The 18,808-nt window shown below is 40.4% G+C and carries 18 protein-coding genes; 15 read left to right on the plus strand and 3 right to left on the minus strand.

Going from position 1 to position 18,808, the window contains the following annotated elements; translation table 11 throughout:
• The first annotated feature begins 20 nt into the window (after positions 1 to 20).
• The 13 genes from nrfD (at position 21) to ACXAG7_RS11455 (ending at position 13,256) form a co-directional block, all read left to right on the plus strand.
• Positions 21 to 1,421: an NrfD/PsrC family molybdoenzyme membrane anchor subunit gene (nrfD, locus tag ACXAG7_RS11395; RefSeq protein WP_408045419.1), complete on the plus strand. Its 1,401-nt coding sequence runs from the start codon at positions 21 to 23 to the stop codon at positions 1,419 to 1,421.
• Positions 1,411 to 1,938 (plus strand): DUF3341 domain-containing protein, encoded by a 528-nt coding sequence (locus ACXAG7_RS11400; RefSeq protein WP_408045418.1) that lies wholly within the window; start codon positions 1,411 to 1,413, stop codon positions 1,936 to 1,938. The genes nrfD and ACXAG7_RS11400 overlap by 11 nt, the downstream gene beginning before the upstream one ends.
• A gap of 10 nt (positions 1,939 to 1,948) precedes the next feature.
• Complete coding sequence (locus ACXAG7_RS11405; RefSeq protein ID WP_408045417.1) at positions 1,949 to 2,494, plus strand: c-type cytochrome; 546 nt, start codon at positions 1,949 to 1,951, stop codon at positions 2,492 to 2,494.
• Positions 2,495 to 2,518: 24 nt separating this feature from the next.
• Positions 2,519 to 4,144, plus strand: a complete 1,626-nt coding sequence (locus tag ACXAG7_RS11410; RefSeq protein ID WP_408045416.1) for a quinol:cytochrome C oxidoreductase — start codon at positions 2,519 to 2,521, stop codon at positions 4,142 to 4,144.
• A gap of 33 nt (positions 4,145 to 4,177) precedes the next feature.
• Positions 4,178 to 5,188 (plus strand): cytochrome c oxidase subunit II, encoded by a 1,011-nt coding sequence (locus tag ACXAG7_RS11415; RefSeq protein WP_408045415.1) that lies wholly within the window; start codon positions 4,178 to 4,180, stop codon positions 5,186 to 5,188.
• A 30-nt stretch (positions 5,189 to 5,218) separates the two neighbouring features.
• Positions 5,219 to 6,988, plus strand: coding sequence for a cytochrome c oxidase subunit I (locus ACXAG7_RS11420; protein WP_408045414.1), 1,770 nt, complete (start codon positions 5,219 to 5,221; stop codon positions 6,986 to 6,988).
• 150 nt (positions 6,989 to 7,138) lie between these two features.
• Positions 7,139 to 8,170, plus strand: a complete 1,032-nt coding sequence (ruvB, locus tag ACXAG7_RS11425) for a Holliday junction branch migration DNA helicase RuvB (protein WP_408045413.1) — start codon at positions 7,139 to 7,141, stop codon at positions 8,168 to 8,170.
• Positions 8,171 to 8,185: 15 nt separating this feature from the next.
• A complete protein-coding gene (locus ACXAG7_RS11430) occupies positions 8,186 to 9,916 on the plus strand; it encodes a SulP family inorganic anion transporter (protein WP_476666860.1) in 1,731 nt (576 codons plus the stop codon).
• A gap of 14 nt (positions 9,917 to 9,930) precedes the next feature.
• Positions 9,931 to 11,334: an MBL fold metallo-hydrolase gene (locus ACXAG7_RS11435; RefSeq protein ID WP_476666861.1), complete on the plus strand. Its 1,404-nt coding sequence runs from the start codon at positions 9,931 to 9,933 to the stop codon at positions 11,332 to 11,334.
• Between the two features lie 8 nt (positions 11,335 to 11,342).
• Positions 11,343 to 11,732, plus strand: coding sequence for a rhodanese-like domain-containing protein (locus tag ACXAG7_RS11440; protein ID WP_476666862.1), 390 nt, complete (start codon positions 11,343 to 11,345; stop codon positions 11,730 to 11,732).
• A complete protein-coding gene (locus ACXAG7_RS11445) occupies positions 11,725 to 11,991 on the plus strand; it encodes a heavy-metal-associated domain-containing protein (RefSeq protein WP_476666863.1) in 267 nt (88 codons plus the stop codon). Before ACXAG7_RS11440 ends, ACXAG7_RS11445 begins: the two co-directional genes overlap by 8 nt.
• Positions 11,992 to 12,166: 175 nt before the next feature.
• On the plus strand, positions 12,167 to 12,649 hold the full coding sequence (locus ACXAG7_RS11450) for an RNA polymerase sigma factor (protein ID WP_408045408.1): 483 nt from the start codon (positions 12,167 to 12,169) through the stop codon (positions 12,647 to 12,649).
• Entirely contained in the window at positions 12,633 to 13,256 is a 624-nt protein-coding gene (locus ACXAG7_RS11455; RefSeq protein WP_408045407.1) for a hypothetical protein, read from the plus strand. The genes ACXAG7_RS11450 and ACXAG7_RS11455 overlap by 17 nt, the downstream gene beginning before the upstream one ends.
• Positions 13,257 to 13,310: 54 nt before the next feature.
• Here ACXAG7_RS11455 and ACXAG7_RS11460 read toward each other — a convergent pair whose 3' ends face one another.
• Positions 13,311 to 14,498 carry a pyridoxal phosphate-dependent aminotransferase gene (locus ACXAG7_RS11460; RefSeq protein WP_476666864.1) on the minus strand — a complete coding sequence of 396 codons (1,188 nt, stop codon included), beginning with the start codon at positions 14,496 to 14,498 and terminating at the stop codon, positions 13,311 to 13,313.
• Between the two features lie 26 nt (positions 14,499 to 14,524).
• Complete coding sequence (locus tag ACXAG7_RS11465; protein ID WP_408045405.1) at positions 14,525 to 15,616, minus strand: fatty acid desaturase family protein; 1,092 nt, start codon at positions 15,614 to 15,616, stop codon at positions 14,525 to 14,527.
• Positions 15,617 to 15,760: 144 nt separating this feature from the next.
• Between ACXAG7_RS11465 and rsmG the strand changes: the two genes are divergently transcribed.
• Together rsmG and trhA are read left to right on the plus strand one after the other, a co-directional pair.
• Complete coding sequence (gene rsmG / locus ACXAG7_RS11470) at positions 15,761 to 16,390, plus strand: 16S rRNA (guanine(527)-N(7))-methyltransferase RsmG (RefSeq protein WP_408045404.1); 630 nt, start codon at positions 15,761 to 15,763, stop codon at positions 16,388 to 16,390.
• Between the two features lie 3 nt (positions 16,391 to 16,393).
• On the plus strand, positions 16,394 to 17,017 hold the full coding sequence (gene trhA / locus ACXAG7_RS11475) for a PAQR family membrane homeostasis protein TrhA (RefSeq protein ID WP_408045403.1): 624 nt from the start codon (positions 16,394 to 16,396) through the stop codon (positions 17,015 to 17,017).
• Positions 17,018 to 17,068: 51 nt separating this feature from the next.
• On the opposite strand, the gene pruA is transcribed toward trhA, so the two are convergent.
• Complete coding sequence (gene pruA / locus ACXAG7_RS11480) at positions 17,069 to 18,694, minus strand: L-glutamate gamma-semialdehyde dehydrogenase (protein WP_408045402.1); 1,626 nt, start codon at positions 18,692 to 18,694, stop codon at positions 17,069 to 17,071.
• Between the last annotated feature and the right edge of the window lie 114 nt (positions 18,695 to 18,808).

The following is an 18,808-nucleotide window of genomic DNA, read 5'->3' on the forward strand; positions in this document are numbered from 1 at the left end:
AATAAACAAGTATATAGATTATGTCGTCTCATTACGAATCATCTTATAGAGAACCTTTAGTGTTAGGTGACAAGAGTTACCACGATATCACAGAGGATATTGCAAGGCCTATTGAAGGTAAAGCAAACAAAAATTGGTATATAGCATTCTATATCTCTTTAGTGGCAATGCTTTGGGGATTTGGATGTATCTTTTACACCGTTGGAAAAGGTATCGGTGTATGGGGATTGAGTAAAAACATCGGATGGGCCTGGGATATCACCAACTTCGTATGGTGGGTAGGTATCGGTCACGCCGGAACCCTGATTTCAGCGGTATTGTTGTTATTCCGTCAAAAGTGGAGAATGGCAATTAACCGTTCTGCCGAGGCGATGACTATCTTCGCCGTATTCCAGGCAGGGTTGTTCCCAATCATTCACATGGGACGTCCTTGGAATGGTTATTGGGTATTGCCTATTCCTAACCAATTCGGATCGTTATGGGTTAACTTTAACTCGCCATTATTATGGGACGTATTCGCGATTTCTACCTATTTATCGGTATCATTAGTATTCTGGTGGACTGGTTTATTACCTGATTTCGCAATGATCCGTGATAGAGCAGTGAAGCCTTTCCAAAAGAAAATTTACGCTTTATTATCATTCGGATGGTCTGGTAGAGCTAAAGACTGGCAACGTTTCGAAGAAGTATCATTGGTATTAGCAGGTTTAGCAACGCCATTGGTATTATCGGTACACACCATTGTATCGTTTGACTTCGCAACTTCTGTAAACCCAGGATGGCACTCGACTATCTTCCCTCCTTACTTCGTTGCTGGGGCGATCTTCTCAGGATTCGCAATGGTACAAACCTTATTAGGAGTAATGCGTAAGGTAACCAATATGGAAGCCTATATTACGCGTTTACACGTGGAATACATGAACATCGTAATCATCTTAACAGGTGGTATCGTAGCCGTAGCTTATGCAACTGAATTCTTCATCGCTTGGTATACAGGATCTCCTTATGAGAACTATACCTACTTATCGTTTGGTGCAGAAGCAGGTGCGTACGGATGGGCATTCTGGTCATTAATGATCTTTAATATTATGATTCCACAAGTTTTGTGGTTCAAGAAAATGAGAAGAAGCTTTATCGTTTCTTTCTTAGTTTCGATCGCGATCAACATCGGTATGTGGTTTGAGCGTTTTGACATTATCGCAATTGTATTAAGTAAGGGACAATTACCTTCGACTTGGTGGCGTTTTGAGCCTACTTTCGTCGATGTAGGTATCTTCATAGGAACTATCGGATTCTTCTTTGTATTATTCTTATTATACGCAAGAACATTCCCGGTAATAGCACAGGCTGAAGTAAAGACTATTTTGAAATCTTCAGGAGAGAATTTTAAAAAAATAAGAGAGGAAAACAATGAGCACTAATAAAGTAATTCACGCATTATACAATGATGATGACATCTTAATGGATGCTGTTAAAAAGGTAAGAGCAGAACATCATCATATTGAAGAGGTTTTTACACCTTTTCCAGTACACGGATTAGATAAGGCTTTAGGTTTAGCACCTACGCGTTTAGCGATTACTGCCTTCTTATATGGAATTACTGGTACCGCAGTGTCAACTTGGTTGACTTGGTATACCATGATTGCTGACTGGCCTCAAGATATCGGTGGTAAGCCGAGTTTCTCTTGGCTAGAGAACATGCCAGCATTTGTTCCAATCTTATTCGAATTAACGGTTTTCTTCGCAGCCCACTTAATGGTAATCACCTTCTTTATGAGAAGTAGATTATGGCCGTTTAAAGAAGCGGAAAACCCAGATCCAAGAACTACAGATGATCACTTCTTAATGGAAATTCCAGTAGAAGGGAATGAAGACGAGTTAAAAGCTTTATTAGAAAGCACAGGAGCTGTAGAAATTAACGTAGTAGAAAAGCATTAATAAGGAAGATATGAAAAGTTTAAAATTTGTTTTAGCTTTAGTAGTGATTGCAAGTAGTATTTCTTGTAATAACAAAAGAAAACCACAGGTACAGTATATGCCTGATATGTATGTTTCTGTTCCTTATGATGCCAACGGACCTACGTCTGCAGGTGGTAAAATTGTAGATAGATTACCAGTTGCTGGTACAGTTAGCAGAAACGGTATTGTCGCTTATGATATTCCGAATACCAATGAGGGGTACGAAAAGGCAAAAGCTGAGTTAAAGAACCCATTAGCTAAGGACGAAAAGAACTTGGAAAAAGGGAAGGAACTTTATACTATTTATTGTGCGGCATGTCACGGTAAAAAAGGAGATGGAAACGGAGTATTATCTCAAAGAGATAAATTCAGTGGTATCCCTAATTACAAGGACAGAGATTTAACTGAAGGAAACATTTACCACGTTATCATGTACGGTAAAAACCTTATGGGATCTCATGCTTCTCAACTTAGCTATAAAGAGCGTTGGCAAGTAGTACAATACGTTGAGAAATTAAGAAGCGAATTAAAATAAGTCTATAATAGATAGTTTAAAGATATGTATCAGTTTACAGGAAAATTAAAAATATTTGCACTTGCTCTAATGGTTTTAGGGGTGTTGGGTACGGTTTATAACTTCGCAACCACTCCAAAAAACTTCCAGGAAGTTGAAAAGATATTGAATGATCAAGCTGCGCATCACGGAGGTCACGGAACAGCTCATGCTGCACCTGAACACAAAGAAGAGGCGCACGAGGAAGCTGCTCACAAAGAAGAAACTCACAAAGAGGAGGCGACGCACGAAACTGCTGCGCACGACACTAAGGAGGAGCATGCTGATGTAGCACATGATAGTACTAAGGTTGCAGAAACGGCACATGCAGAGGCTGCAACTACAGAGCACGCTGCAGATACTACTGCTGCTGCTCATCATACAGAAGATGCTCATGCAACTGCTGATAAGGCAGAAGTAAAGCACGCAGCTGTTGCTGCTCACGCTACGCATGACGACGCGCACGAAAAACACGTGGAACACGTAGAGCACGTAATGCACCAAATGCAAAACAGACCTTGGTCTGCATTTTACGTAGCGATGTTATTCTTTTTAGGAATTTCATTGTTGGTAATGGCATTTTACGCAGCACAACGCGTTGCACATGCGGGATGGTCAGTAGTGTTATTTAGAGTAATGGAAGCAATCACCAACAACATTCACTACGTGAGTGCAATCATGGTGGTATTCATTATCTTAACCGCGATGCACATGAACCACTTATTCCCATGGATGGGTGAAGGTGTTGTAGATCCATTAAGCGATAACTACGATCCAATTATCGATCGTAAGAGCTGGTGGATGAATGTTCCAGGATGGACGATTAGAAGTATTTTCTACATCGCTGTTTGGAATGCATTGCGTTTTATTATCAGAAAGAAATCAATTCAACAAGATAACGGAGACTTAAAATTACACAAGCAAATCTATAACATGAGTGTTGGGTTTGCAGCGTTCTTCATGGTTTCTGAATCAATGATGTCTTGGGATTGGATTATGGGGATTGACCCTCACTGGTTCTCTACCTTATTCGGATGGTATGTATTGGCTACGTTGTTAGTGTCAGCATTAACAGTGATCGCGTTAGTAACTATTTACTTGCGTTCAAAAGGAGCTTTACCATTTGTAAACGATAGTCACATCCACGATTTGGCGAAGTTTATGTTCGGGTTCTCTGTATTCTGGACGTATTTATGGTTCGCTCAGTTCATGTTAATTTGGTATGCTGATATGCCAGAAGAAACTACGTACTACGCACAGCGTTTTAACGAGTACCAATTACCGTTTATCGGAATGGTAGTATTGAACTTTATCTTCCCAGTATTATTATTAATCAACAGTGACTTTAAGAGCATTCCTTGGTTGGTAATTTTAGGAGGAGTAGTTATCTTAATCGGACACTACATTGATTTATTCGTGATGATCATGCCTGGAACTGTAGGAGGTCAATGGGGATTCGGAATTGGTGAATTAAGTGCGATATTATTCTTTATCGGATTGTTTATCTTTGCAACGTTTAGTGCTTTCGCGAAAGCAGCTCCACTAGCAAAAGGAAATCCGTTTATTCACGAAAGTGAAACACACCATTACTATAATATCGAACACAGAGGAGAAGATAGTAATCATCATTAATTAATAAATTAAAACAATAATAGTTTAGATATTATGCTCGCTTTATTTTACATTTTTATAGCAGTTGCATTGGGAGTAAGCTTTTGGCAGATTACCCGTATTATGAATTTCCGTTCGGTAATTGCTACTGATAAAGACAATGACACACAGGGAAAGTTAGCCATAGGATTCCTAGCATTCCTTTATGCAATGATGATTTACTGTTTAATTGCAATGAATGTTTACTTGTTGCCAGAATCTGCTTCTATTGAAGGAGAACACGACGATAGGTTATTCAATATTACCTTTATCTTAATTGGGGTAGTGCAGTTTGGTATGCAGTTTTTAATCTTTTTCTTCTCGTACAAGTACCGAGGAAACAAAGACAAGAAAGCTTTATTCTATGCAGATAGTCACAAATTAGAGTTGTTGTGGACAACCATTCCTGCGGTTACGATTGTATTGTTAATCGGTTACGGTTTATGGCAGTGGAACAACATCATGTACGTTGGTGATGATGAAAACCCAATTGTTATCGAAGTATACTCACAACAGTTCCGTTGGGATGCTCGTTATGCAGGTGCTGATAACGAATTAGGATTAGGAAACGTGAACTTTATCAAAGGAGTGAATACTATGGGTGTTGACATGTCTGACCCAAAAGCTCAAGATGATAAACAAGTAACGGAATTATACTTACCTAAAGGAAAGAAGATCTTATTCAAGTTCCGTTCGCAAGATGTGTTGCACTCTGCGTATATGCCTCACTTTAGAGCGCAAATGAACTGTGTTCCTGGTATGGTAACTCAATTCGCATTTACACCGAAATACACTACGGAAGAAATGCGTCAGAATCCTGAAGTAATCGCTAAAACTAACGGAATTAATAAAATACGTGCCGCTAAAGGTGAAGAAGAGTTATACGAGTTTAACTACTTATTACTTTGTAATAAAATTTGTGGAGCTTCTCACTACAACATGCAGATGAAAATTACTGTTGTAGAAGAGGATCAATACAACAAGTGGTTAGCTGATCAGAAAACCTTAGCGCAAGTAATTAAATAAGATATTTTTAAAATATATAAAGTATAGATTATGTCAGATCATCATCACAAGGAAACATTTGTAACGAAATACATTTTCAGTACAGATCACAAAATGATCTCGAAGCAGTTCTTGGTAACAGGAATGTTCATGGGTATCATTGGGGTATTTATGTCTATGTTATTCCGTTTGCAAATTGCATGGCCAGAGACTTCGTTCTCTATTATCGAGGCCTTTTTAGGTAGCCACCAAACAGACGGGGTTATGGACCCTGATATGTATTTGGCTTTAGTTACGATTCACGGTACCATCATGGTATTCTTCGTATTGACAGCCGGGTTGAGTGGAACCTTTTCAAACTTATTGATTCCATTACAGATTGGAGCACGTGATATGGCTTCAGGATTTTTAAACATGGTTTCTTATTGGTTGTTCTTCTTATCTTCTGTAGTTATGGTTGTTTCTCTTTTCGTAGAGGCAGGACCAGCATCAGCAGGATGGACAATCTACCCACCATTATCTGCATTGCCACAAGCAATTCCAGGTTCTGGTACGGGAATGACGTTATGGTTAGTATCGATGGCGATCTTTATCGCATCTTCGTTAATCGGATCGTTGAACTATATCGTAACTGTATTGAACTTACGTACAAAAGGAATGAAAATGACGAGATTGCCTTTGACTATGTGGGCGTTCTTTATCACAGCTATCATCGGTGTGATTTCATTCCCAGTATTATTGTCGGCAGCCTTGTTATTGATCTTCGATAGAAGTTTTGGAACTTCGTTCTATTTATCGGATATCTTTATCTCGGGAGAGGTATTGCACTACCAAGGTGGATCACCAGTATTATTTGAACACTTATTCTGGTTCTTAGGACACCCAGAAGTATATATTATCTTATTACCTGCTCTTGGGTTAACGTCAGAGATTATTTCGACCAATGCGCGTAAACCAATTTTCGGTTACCGTGCGATGATCGGTTCTATTATGGCTATTGCCTTCCTTTCTACGATTGTATGGGGTCACCACATGTTCGTATCTGGAATGAACCCATTCTTAGGATCAGTGTTTACCTTTACTACGGTATTAATTGCAATTCCTTCGGCAGTAAAAGCATTTAACTATGTGACTACCTTATGGAAAGGTAATTTGCAAATGAACCCAGCTATGTTGTTCTCTATCGGATTAGTATCGACGTTCGTAACAGGAGGATTGACAGGATTGGTATTAGGAGATTCTGCATTGGATATCAACGTACACGATACGTATTTCGTAGTGGCACACTTCCACTTAGTAATGGGAGTATCTGCATTGTTCGGAATGTTCGCAGGTATCTATCACTGGTTCCCTAAAATGTACGGTCGTATGATGAACAAGACTATGGGATACTGGCACTTCTGGATCACGATTATCTCTGCATATGGAGTATTTTTCCCAATGCACTTTATCGGATTAGCTGGTTTACCACGTCGTTATTATACCAATACGAACTTCCCAATGTTTGACGACTTAGCGGATATCAACGTGTTCATGACAGTAATGGCGATTATCGGTGGATTTGCTCAAATCATTTTCTTAGCAAACTACTTTATCTCTATCTACCGCGGACAAAAGGCTACCCAAAACCCTTGGAATGCCAATACTCTTGAATGGACTACTCCAGTAGAGCACATTCACGGAAACTGGCCTGGGCCAATTCCTGAAGTTCACAGATGGGCTTACGATTACAGTAAGACTGACGAGAGCGGAGAGTATGTACACGGTAAAGATTTCGTATTACAGACTACACCGTTATTAGAAGGCGAAGAGCCATCTTAATAACCACACTATATTAGAAAAAGCCTTTCCTTGTGAAAGGCTTTTTTTTTGTGCTATCTTGTGGGGTAGCGAATGCTAAACAATAGCACCGGTTCATTCGTAACTTATATTACAGAGTGAACTTATTATTTACAGTATATTTGTAATTGTATGAATGAGCATTTAAATCCAGAAAAAGACCATTATTCTAACGAAGAACTCGATGTAGAAAAGAAGTTGCGTCCGCTGTCCTTTGATGATTTTACAGGACAAGATCAGGCTATTGAGAATTTGAAGATTTTCGTTGAGGCTGCCAATCAGCGTGATGAAGCCTTAGATCATACCCTATTCCACGGACCACCGGGATTAGGTAAAACGACCCTAGCGCATATTTTGGCAAATGAGTTGAACGCAGGAATTAAAGTTACTTCAGGTCCTGTGTTGGACAAACCTGGTGATTTAGCAGGCCTCTTGACGAATTTGGAGGAACGTGATGTTTTGTTTATCGACGAGATTCACCGTTTGAGCCCTATAGTAGAAGAGTACTTGTATTCGGCAATGGAGGACTTTAAAATTGATATAATGATAGAGTCTGGCCCCAATGCCAGAACCGTTCAGATTAACTTGGAACCTTTTACGTTGGTGGGTGCAACAACGCGCTCGGGATTGCTGACAGCTCCCATGCGGGCTCGTTTTGGTATCAGTAGTCGTTTGCATTATTATTCGACAGAGTTATTGAGTACCATTATTCAACGAAGTGCACAAATTTTACGAGTGCCTATTTCTATGGAAGCAGCCATTGAAATTGCTGGACGAAGTAGAGGAACTCCGCGTATTGCCAATGCATTGCTTCGCAGGGTGCGTGATTTTGCACAAATTAAAGGAGATGGTCGCATTACCATAGAAATCGCTAAATACGCTTTAAAAGCATTGAATGTAGATGCCCATGGTTTGGATGAAATGGATAATAAAATATTGACCACCATCATTGAAAAGTTTAAGGGCGGCCCCGTAGGTCTTACTACTCTCGCAACTGCAGTTGCCGAGAATGCGGAAACCATAGAAGAGGTTTATGAACCGTTTTTAATTCAACAAGGATTTATAATGAGGACGCCGAGAGGTAGGGAAGTGACAGATTTGGCTTATCAGCACCTCGGAAAAATCAGAGGTGTTTCAGGAGCTGGACAAGGAGAATTATTTTAATAGATACCTTAGAAAATGAATAAGATTCAAAACTTGATACCTATACTCGATTGGCTGCCTAAGTACAAAAGGTCGCAATTGCTCGGAGACATCCTAGCAGGTATTACCGTAGGAATTGTTCTTATTCCCCAAGGAATAGCCTATGCACTTATCGCGGGCTTACCACCGATTTACGGATTGTATGCAGCCTTGATGCCTCAATTGGTATACGCTGTTTTTGGATCGTCTAGACAGGTGGCCATTGGGCCCGTCGCCATGGATTCACTCATCGTTGCAACAGGAGTGTCTACCTTAGCACTGGCAGGATCGGAAAGTTATATTGCCATTAGTATTTTGTTGGCCTTGCTCGTCGGAAGCATACAGTTTGCGATGGGGGTATTTCAACTGGGTTTCGTGGTTAACTTTTTGTCGAGACCGGTGATCACAGGGTTTACTTCGGCTGTAGCGCTGATTATTGGACTCAATCAATTTAGGAATCTGTTCGGAGTCGATTTTGTTCAAAGCGATCAAATTCACGTTCTCCTACAAGATATCAGCACGAGAATCGGTGAATTGCATGTGCCGACCACAGTAATTGGCTTGGTAGCCTGTGGAATTATCGTATTCTTTAGACGTTTAAATAGAAAAATTCCCAATGCCCTTATTGTCGTGGTGTTTGGGATCGTAACGGTACGTTATTTCGGTGCGAATTGGGAGGGGATTGCCATCGTTAAAGAAATTCCATCGGGATTGCCTGGTTTTGCGATGCCGGTTATTGATATTGCCTTAATTCGCGAATTGATGCCCATTGCATTGACCTTAGTGATGGTAGGGTACCTAGAAACGATTTCTATTGGGAAAACCCTAGAATCTAAACAAGATGAATACAGAATACGTCCCAATCAAGAACTGATTGCATTAGGACTGAGTAATATTGTAGGCTCACTCTTTAAAGCCTACCCGTCGGCATCTAGTTTTTCTCGTTCTGCTATCAATGCAGAATCGGGCGGGAAAACAGGAATAGCGGCGTTGACCGCTGCCATATTAGTGGTCTTGACCTTACTGTTTTTGACACCGGTATTTTACCACCTCCCGAAAACAGTACTCGCTTCGATTATCGTCGTTGCGGTTTTTAACTTAATCAATGTAAAAGAAGCTAGGCGCTTGTGGAGGGCCGATAACCTCGATTTTTGGTTGTTGTTGGCCACCTTTTTAGCCACGCTTTTTTTGGGTATTGAGTACGGTATCATTACCGGAGTTGGACTGTCGTTGGTCTTATTGATCTTCAGAACTTCCCGACCTTATGTTACCGAATTGGGCAAAGTACCAGAATCTGACTTTTTTAGAAATAAAAATAGATTTAAGGAGGTTATTTTGGAACCTGAAATTTTGGTGTTCCGTTTTGACGCACAGTTGTTTTACGCCAATGCCAGTTATTTCAGAGATCGACTCGACGAAATGGTGTTGGATAAAGGAAAGCAATTGCAATTAATTGTACTCGATGCAGAGAGTATTAATAGGGTAGATAGTAGTGGTGTTGAAATGTTGAAAGACAGAATTCGCTATTATCGAAAACGCGGGGTTACGTTCTATTTTGCAGGCGTAAAAGGTCCCGTAAGAGATGCTTTGTTCAGAGGAGGACTTTTGGAAGAAGTGAGCTTAGATCACTTTTTTATGAGAGCGAATGGAGCAGTACTATTTTTTAAAACAGGAGATAATATTAATCAAAGAAAATACGCTCAGTACATTCATCAGGCGTATCAATAAGTGAAAAGTGAATTATGAAGATAGAACAAATTTATACAGGTTGTCTAGCGCAGGGAGCTTATTACGTAGAGAGTAATGGTGAAGTAGCCATCATTGATCCTTTACGTGAAGTTCAATCCTACATAGATACTGCCGAAAAGAACAACGGAACTATAAAATACATATTCGAAACCCATTTTCATGCCGATTTCGTAAGTGGACATGTTACCTTGGCTGAAAAAACTGGGGCTACCATCGTTTACGGACCTACGGCGGCACCTAAGTACGATGCACATATCGCTACTGATGGCGAGGTGTTTCAGCTAGGAGATATCAGTATTACCGTGTTGCATACGCCAGGTCATACCATGGAGAGTACCACCTATTTGTTGAAGGATGCCGAAGGAAATAATCATGCGATTTTTAGTGGGGACACCCTGTTTTTAGGAGATGTTGGACGTCCGGATTTAGCACAGAAGGCAGCGAGCATGACTCAAGAAGAATTAGCTGGGTTATTGTACGACAGTCTGCGTACTAAAATCATGACGCTAGAAGATGATGTTGTGGTTTATCCAGCACATGGTGCTGGTTCTGCTTGTGGGAAGAACCTAAGTAAAGAAACAGTGGGGACCATAGGAGAACAGAAAAAAACAAACTACGCGTTGCGCAAAGACATGACCAAAGAAGAGTTTGTAGTAGAGGTTACAGAGGGCTTGTTACCTCCACCTGCTTACTTTCCACTCAATGTTAAAATGAATAAAGAAGGCTATCAGTCTATCGACGATGTTTTAAAAGCTGGATCCAAGGCGTTATCTGTTGCTGAGTTTGAAAAAGTAGCCAATGAGAATAGCGCAGTTATCCTCGATGTACGCCATCAATCGGAATTTATTAAAGGATTTGTACCTCAAGCGATATTTATTGGCTTAAAAGGAACCTTTGCCCCTTGGGTTGGTGCGTTGATCAAAGACGTTTCGCAACCGATTGTGTTAATTACACCGGTAGGAGAAGAGGAAGCGACAATTACCCGCCTTTCACGCGTTGGTTTTGACAACGTTTTAGGGTATTTAGACGGTAGTTTTGAGAGTTGGGCTGCTGCCGGAAAAGAGATAGACTCACTGGAATCAGTTTCTGCCGAAACCATGGCCGCAGATCATGGAAAACTACCCATATTTGACGTTCGAAAGCCTGGTGAATACGAAAATGAACACGTAGTGGATGTACCTAATACACCGCTAGACTTTATCAACGATCACCTAAGGGAATTTCCGGAAAACCAACCGTTTTACGTGCACTGTGCCGGAGGGTACCGTTCGGTAATTGCAGCTTCAATACTTAAGGCGAGGGGAATTCACGGCGTGATTGATGTTGCGGGTGGATACAAAGCCATCAAAGAAACCGCTGTGACCAGAACGGCAACAGTATGTCCGAATTCACAATAAATTTAGAAATGAAGTTTAGACAATTCATAGCAGTAATCCTTCTGCAGTTAGGTTTGTTCAGTTGTACTGGGCAGCAAGCAGGAGTTCGTGAGGTAAGTGTCACTGCCTTGGCAGAACAATTACAGAAAGTAAAATCGATGCAACTCGTCGATGTTAGAACGCCACAGGAATGGGCAGCTGGAGGTATTGACGGAGCTCTTCAAATAGAAGTCACCGCTGACGATTTTGAACAGAAGGCACTGCAACTTCTCGATAAAGAGCAACCAGTGTACCTGTATTGTCGATCTGGTGGACGTAGTATGAAAGCAGCGAAAATACTAGCTTCAAAAGGTTTTGAAGTTTACAATGTTGCTGGTGGTTATACAAAATGGAAACAAAAAAACGCGACACATGAATAGTGAAATATACATAGAAAATTTAAAGTGTGGCGGCTGCGCTGCTACCATTACCAAAGGATTGCAATCTATTGATGGAGTGCAGGCTGTCTCTATTTCAGTAGAAGACGCAAAGGTAGTCTTAGATGCAGAAGCTGCATCGCTCCCAGCAGTAAAAGCAAAATTATCGAGTATGGGATATCCGGAAGTCGGAGATAAAAATACTGTCCTGCACAAAGCGAAATCTTTTGTCAGTTGTGCGGCTGGAAAAATGAATAGTTAACAATTAACTAGAAAAAAGGGAGGTTTTTTATACCTCCCTTTTTTTGTGCCTTACTCCCAGTGTTATCGGGTAAAGGGATGGTAATAGCAAAGCGGTGAATGGAGGTGGATTGAAAAAAATCACTAGTTGTTGTAATATTTTTAAAACTGAGATTACTAACTGATAAAACCAAATTTTGAGTAACGATTTTTATACGACATCGATAGTGCCCTATGCGGGAATCATTATCAAAATCTGCCGAGCGTACACGGATTCTCAGGAAGATTTTGAAGACTTTTATCAGGAAGCTTGTTTGCAAATTTGGAAGAGTAGAACAGCTTTCCAAGAGAAATCAAAGTGGTCTACCTGGGTATATCGAATTACCTTGAACGTGTGTCTAACACTTCGTAAAAAGCAGAATAGAAAACCGTATAACAACGATGTGATTCCGGAACTTTCAGAGCAGAATACCGCATTTGAAAACGAGCATTTAAATTTGTTATACGGAGCTATCAAGCAATTGTCGGAGGTTGATAGAGCGATTATTTTACTGTATTTAGAAGAAAATCCTTACAAAGAAATTGCTGTAATTATTGGAACTAGCGCTAACAATATTGCAGTTCGTATCAACAGAATAAAAAAACAATTAAAGACTTTATTAGATGGAAAAATCAATTGAGAAAATATGGAACGAAGCCTTTGTTGAAGAGCAGGCGTTGATCGCTCCAAAAGTAAACGATTTGTACAATAAAAAATCCAAATCCCTTATTCATAAAATACAACGCACCTACGAAATAGATAACAAAGGCTTGATTCCTATGGCGATTTTAGTAGCCGGAGGGATGGCCGCATTTTCCGAAGCCATTATCGGTTTTTACGGCGCTTTTTTGATCTTGTGCTTGTATTTTTTTAACAGGCGGTTGCTCAAGCAATTCGATATGATTGACGTAAAATCAGACAACCTTACTTATTTAAAGAACTACAAGAAGGTCATGATGTCGATTATAAAAGCGACTAAAAAGATGTTTATGTACGCCCTTCCTGTGGCCGTATTGTCCATCTTTGTTTTGGCCCATAGCATTAGTGAGCAGAGCTTTTTATCTAAATTTATCACCCGAGATATGAACTTCCTGCAAATTGTGGGTATCGGAGTAGTGTTAGGGGTTTTGATCTCTATTTTTTGCACCTTGGTGTATATGATTTCGACTAAAATACTATACGCAACACTCGTTTCAAAGCTCGATGCGATTATTGCCGAATTGGAAGAACTCAGAGAAGACTTATAAAAAAAGGGATGCTTACAGCATCCCTTTTTAGTATGTGAAATTTGAATGTTGGGGTTATCCCACAACTTCTTGTATGCGTTTTACAGCTTCTCGCAATTGTTCTTCTGAAGCAGCGTACGATAAGCGGATACAGTTAGGAGCTCCAAAGGCTTCTCCAGTAACGGTAGCTACATTCGCTTCTTCCAATAATAACATTGAAAAGTCGTTGGCATTGGCAATGGTTTTATTGCGGATGGTTCTTCCGAAGAAACCAGAAATATCTGGGAAAATGTAGAAGGCTCCCTCCGGAACGTTGAGTTTAAACCCGTCAATAGCTCCTAAGAGTTCCAACATCATATCTCTTCGTTTCTTAAACTCATCGACCATGTATTGTACGGCACTTGGTTCAGCAGAAACCGCTGTGATAGCTGCGCGTTGCGCTATACAGTTTGTTCCCGAAGTAATTTGTCCTTGCATTTTGGTACAAGCTTTGGCAATCCATGCAGGAGCACCGATAAACCCAATTCTCCATCCTGTCATGGCAAATGCTTTTGCTAAACCATTTACGGTAATGGTACGGTCGTACATGCTTTCGATGGCAGCAAAACTAAACAACGGACTACCGTAGTTGATGTGTTCGTAAATCTCATCAGACAAGATGTAAATCTGCGGGTGTTTTTCTAATACCGCCGCAAGTGCTCTGTATTCAGCCTCGCTGTAAATAGTACCACTCGGGTTGTTTGGCGAGTTAAAAAAGATCATCTTCGTCTTAGGAGTAATCGCTGCCTCTAACTGTTCAGGAGTAATTTTGAAATCGTTCTCGATACTCGATGGGATTTCCACAAATTTTGCTTCACAAAGGGTAGCGATAGCAGAATAACTCACCCAATATGGAGCCGGAAGTAATACTTCATCTCCTGGGTTTAACAATACCTGCGCTACGTTGGCAATAGACTGCTTAGCTCCGGTAGAAACTACAATTTGATTTGGGGCGTAGTTCAAGTTGTTGTCGCGCTTAAACTTCGTGCAAATCGCCTCTTTTAACTCTGCGTAACCATCTACGGGAGTGTATGAGTTGTAGTCCTGTTGGATAGCTTCTATTGCTGCGTCCTTGATAAAGTCAGGAGTGTTAAAATCAGGTTCTCCTAAACTCAAGCTGATGATGTCTTTTCCTTCAGCCTTTAATTCTCTCGCTTTAGCAGCCATGGCTAAAGTTTGTGAAACAGGTAAACTGTTAATTCTGTTTGATAATGCGTTTGACATTGTTTGTTATTAATTGTGTTGTTGATTTATGCCAATTGAGGTTTTTTTCCCAATTCGGCAAGGTGTTTGAAGTGCTCGATAATAGCCCTTCTCGTCGTTTTATATTCGTTGTATGGCAAGTTGAACTCTTCAGCAGTTTCCTTGACAATTTTCGCTAATTTCTTGTAGTGAATATGTGAAATATGCGGAAAAATATGATGCTCAACCTGGTGGTTTAACCCTCCGGTGTAGAAATTGATTAACCAGTTTTTAGGAGCGAAGTTCGCCGTGGTGTACAATTGGTGAATTGCCCAAGTATTTTTCATATTCCCATTTTCGTCTGGAAGAGGCATTTCAGTTTTTGGTACTACGTGCGCCAATTGGAAAATAACACTTAAAATAATTCCAGCGGTATAGTGCATTACAAAAAAGCCGATGAGTACTTTCCACCATGCAATGTTGAGTACAGCAATCGGTAGTACGAGCCAAAGTGCGTAGTACACGAGTTTAGAAATGACCAATTTGGTCCATTCCGTAGCTGGGCTCGGAAAACTTCCGTACGAAAGTTTGCGCTTCAAATAGCTGCGCATCTGTTTAAAATCAGTAGTAATGGCCCAGTTAATGGTTAAAAGTCCGTAGAGAAATACGGAATAGTACTTTTGAAACTTGTGTATCCACAACCATTTAGCGTGCTTTGAAAAACGGATAATTCTACCAGCGTCAATATCTTCGTCATGGTCTTGGATATTGGTGTAGGTATGGTGGAGTACATTGTGCTGTACCTTCCAGTTGTACACGTTTCCAGCGAGGATATAAATACTACTTCCCATTAATTTGTTTACCCATTTGTTGCTCGAAAAAGATTCGTGGTTGGCATCGTGCATTACGTTCATTCCAACTCCAGCCATACCAACTCCCATGACTACAGTTAATAGTAGCTTAACCCATTGTGATAAGTCTATGGTGAGGATGATGATAAAGGGGATGAGGAAAAGCCCAAACATTACGATGGCCTTCGAGTACAACTTCCAATTTCCTGTTCGTTTTAAATTATTCTCTTTAAAGTAATTATTCACTCGTTTGTTAAGTGTCCTAAAAAACTTTTGCTTGTCTATGCGTGAGAAGTTTATTGTCTTCATTTGTCGTTTGTTATGAAAAGCAAAAATAAACGTTTTTGCCAGATGGCTAGTGCCTTCCCAGTACTTTTTAACATTTATAAGTTCTTTTGCTTAAAAATTAACAATACGAATTTGTTTTTTATTTTTGCAGTGAAAAATCGAGGCATGGAGATCATTAAAAAATACTTTCCGAATTTATCGGAACAACAACTGGAGCAATTTGCGAAATTACAAGAACTTTACCAGGATTGGAACTTGAAAATCAACGTGGTTTCACGTAAGGATATTGACGAGCTGTACTTACGACACGTACTGCACTCGTTGGGAATTGCAAAGGTGATGCAGTTTGCTCCGGGGAGTAGCATTATGGATGTAGGAACGGGAGGAGGATTTCCAGGAATTCCCTTGGCAATCATGTTTCCTGAGTGTAAGTTTCACTTAGTAGACTCTATCGGGAAGAAAATTAAAGTAGTTAATGAAGTTGCTGAAGGCTTAGGGCTAGAAAACGTAAAAACAACCCATGGTAGGGTTGAGGAAGTTCCGGAAACCTATGATTTTATCGTAAGTAGAGCCGTTGCCCAAATGGAAACTTTTCACCGTTGGATCAAAAATAAGGTACACAAAAAACATCAAAACGAGTTAAAAAATGGTATCTTGTATCTCAAGGGTGGAGATTTATCAGAAGAGTTAGCAAAGTTTCCGAAAGCCGTTATTTACGATTTACCGTCGTATTTTGAAGAGGATTTCTTTGAAACGAAAAAGGTAGTTTACCTACCCGTCAAATACAAAGGATAGCTTATGAGTACACAAACAGCAGTTGAAGAAAAGTTAAACGCTTGGTCTCACGGAGTGGGAGCAGTGTTGGGAATAGTGGGCTTGTTTGTGTTATTAGCCAACAGTGATCACAAGCCTTGGAGTTTGTTTAGCATATGGGTATACGGAGTGTCTATGATTGTATTGTTTACGGCATCGACGCTGTACCATGCGGTTCAATCAGAAGCGCGCAAACACCTATTTCGCATTGTAGATCACCTGAGTATCTACCTGTTGATTGCAGGAACCTATACGCCAGTGCTACTCTTACTCCTATTACACAGTAAGGGATGGACTCTGTTTTACGGAGTGTGGGGGATTGCGCTAGTCGGAATAGTACTAAAGCTCTTTTTTACGGGTAAATTTGAGGTAGTTTCAACATTGCTATACCTGGTTATGGGATGGTTGATAGTATTTGATTTTGAAGCATTGGTGAATGCTATTCACCCTGATGGACTGGCCCTATTAATTGCAGGTGGTATTTTTTACACGGTGGGGATCGTATTCTACGCGATTAAAAAAATCCCTTACCACCATGTAATTTGGCACTTCTTTGTTTTAGGAGGAGCCGCTTGCCATTACTTTATGATATTAAATTACGTGATATAAAAAAAACCAAGCATTTAGCTTGGTTTTTTTTATGATTGATTAAGTCGTTACTTATCCTAAGAAAGGGTAACGGTAATCCGTTGGAGAAACAAAAGTTTCTTTGATTAATCTCGGAGATACCCAACGCAATAAGTTTTGAGCAGATCCTGCCTTATCATTCGTTCCTGAAGCACGTGCTCCACCAAATGGTTGCTGTCCTACAACAGCTCCTGTTGGCTTGTCGTTGATATAGAAGTTACCAGCACAGTTTTCCAATGCTTTTGTCGCTTCTGCAATAGCGTAACGGTCTGTAGAGAATACAGCTCCTGTCAATGCGTACTCAGAGGTTCCATCTACTAATTCTAAGGTTGCTGACCAATCGGCATCTTCGTATACGTAAATAGTAACTACAGGACCGAACAATTCAGTTTCCATAGTAGTGTACTTTGGATTCGTAGTTAAGATAACAGTTGGCTCTACAAAGTAACCTTTTGATTTGTCGTAGTTACCTCCAGCGATGATCTCAGCATCAGCATCGTTTTTCGCTTGGTCAATATACTTCGCTAATTTGTCAAACGACCCTTCGTGAATTACAGCAGTAATGAAGTTACTCATATCTTCTGGTGATCCCATTTTGAAAGAAGCGATATCTTCTTTTACAAAATCTAATACCTCAGTAGCTATTGATTTTGGTAAGTACACTCTTGAAGCAGCTGAACACTTTTGTCCTTGGAATTCAAAAGCACCGCGAGAAATACCTGTTGCTACTTGACGTGGATTTGCAGAAGGATGTGCAACGATAAAGTCTTTTCCTCCAGTTTCTCCTACGATACGTGGATATGTTTTGTAAGTGTGGATGTTTTCACCTATTTTTTTCCAAAGTTCTTTGAATACATAAGTCGATCCAGTGAAGTGGATTCCTGCGAAATCTGGAGACGATAATACAACGTCGGTGATTTCAACGGGATCTCCGTAAATTACGTTGATAACTCCGTCAGGAACTCCTGCTTCTTTAAAGATGTCAACAATTACTTTCGCTGAGTAAATTTGACTATCCGAAGGCTTCCAAACAACTACGTTCCCCATCATGGCAGCAGATGCTGGTAAATTCGCAGCAATAGCCGTAAAGTTAAATGGAGTAATAGCGTATACAAATCCTTCTAAAGGACGGTATGATACACGGTTCCAAATACCGTCGTCAGAATTTGGTTGCTCGTTGTAGATGTCAGACATGTACTCTACGTTGAAACGCAAAAAGTCAATTAACTCACAGGCAGCGTCAATCTCTGCTTGGTGAATGGTTTTTGACTGGGCAATCATGGTTGCAGCATTAATTTTTGCACGGTAAGGTCCGGCAATTAATTCGGCAGCGCGCAAGAAAATTGCAGCTCTTTGCTCCCATGGCATTTGCGCCCAAGCAGCACGAGCTTCTAAGGCATTGGCGATAGCTTTTTCAGCATGGCTCTTGTCTCCTACGTGGTACTGACCAACTACGTGTTGGTGATCGTGTGGAGGCGTCATGTTACGCGTGTTTCCAGTGCGTACTTCTTCTGAACCGATGTACATTGGTACATCAACAGATCCGTTGAAGTATTCTTTGTACTGTTTTGCAACAGCTTCTCTCTCTGGTGAACCCGGAGCATACCCTTTTACCGGCTCATTAATGGCAGTGGGTACTTGAAAAAAACCTTTTCCCATTTTTGTATGTTGTTTGTTATTAAATTTATTTCTTTGTACGAAAGTCTAGTGTCATCTAGACTAGTAGCCCACAAAGTTACACTTATTTTTAGTAAATATGAGTCGGTTTTTACG

The sequence above is a fragment of the Tenacibaculum sp. AWR4_210 genome (assembly GCF_056160945.1).

Excerpts from the sequence above, each read along its gene's own strand:
- nrfD (WP_408045419.1), top strand. The coding sequence starts at position 21 with ATGTCGTCTCATTACGAATCATCTTATAGAGAACCTTTAGTGTTAGGT.
- ACXAG7_RS11400 (WP_408045418.1), top strand. The coding sequence starts at position 1,411 with ATGAGCACTAATAAAGTAATTCACGCATTATACAATGATGATGACATC.
- ACXAG7_RS11405 (WP_408045417.1), top strand. The coding sequence starts at position 1,949 with ATGAAAAGTTTAAAATTTGTTTTAGCTTTAGTAGTGATTGCAAGTAGT.
- ACXAG7_RS11410 (WP_408045416.1), top strand. The coding sequence starts at position 2,519 with ATGTATCAGTTTACAGGAAAATTAAAAATATTTGCACTTGCTCTAATG.
- ACXAG7_RS11415 (WP_408045415.1), top strand. The coding sequence starts at position 4,178 with ATGCTCGCTTTATTTTACATTTTTATAGCAGTTGCATTGGGAGTAAGC.
- ACXAG7_RS11420 (WP_408045414.1), top strand. The coding sequence starts at position 5,219 with ATGTCAGATCATCATCACAAGGAAACATTTGTAACGAAATACATTTTC.
- ruvB (WP_408045413.1), top strand. The coding sequence starts at position 7,139 with ATGAATGAGCATTTAAATCCAGAAAAAGACCATTATTCTAACGAAGAA.
- ACXAG7_RS11430 (WP_476666860.1), top strand. The coding sequence starts at position 8,186 with ATGAATAAGATTCAAAACTTGATACCTATACTCGATTGGCTGCCTAAG.
- ACXAG7_RS11435 (WP_476666861.1), top strand. The coding sequence starts at position 9,931 with ATGAAGATAGAACAAATTTATACAGGTTGTCTAGCGCAGGGAGCTTAT.
- ACXAG7_RS11440 (WP_476666862.1), top strand. The coding sequence starts at position 11,343 with ATGAAGTTTAGACAATTCATAGCAGTAATCCTTCTGCAGTTAGGTTTG.
- ACXAG7_RS11445 (WP_476666863.1), top strand. The coding sequence starts at position 11,725 with ATGAATAGTGAAATATACATAGAAAATTTAAAGTGTGGCGGCTGCGCT.
- ACXAG7_RS11455 (WP_408045407.1), top strand. The coding sequence starts at position 12,633 with ATGGAAAAATCAATTGAGAAAATATGGAACGAAGCCTTTGTTGAAGAG.
- ACXAG7_RS11460 (WP_476666864.1), bottom strand. The coding sequence starts at position 14,498 with ATGTCAAACGCATTATCAAACAGAATTAACAGTTTACCTGTTTCACAA.
- ACXAG7_RS11465 (WP_408045405.1), bottom strand. The coding sequence starts at position 15,616 with ATGAAGACAATAAACTTCTCACGCATAGACAAGCAAAAGTTTTTTAGG.
- rsmG (WP_408045404.1), top strand. The coding sequence starts at position 15,761 with ATGGAGATCATTAAAAAATACTTTCCGAATTTATCGGAACAACAACTG.
- trhA (WP_408045403.1), top strand. The coding sequence starts at position 16,394 with ATGAGTACACAAACAGCAGTTGAAGAAAAGTTAAACGCTTGGTCTCAC.
- pruA (WP_408045402.1), bottom strand. The coding sequence starts at position 18,694 with ATGGGAAAAGGTTTTTTTCAAGTACCCACTGCCATTAATGAGCCGGTA.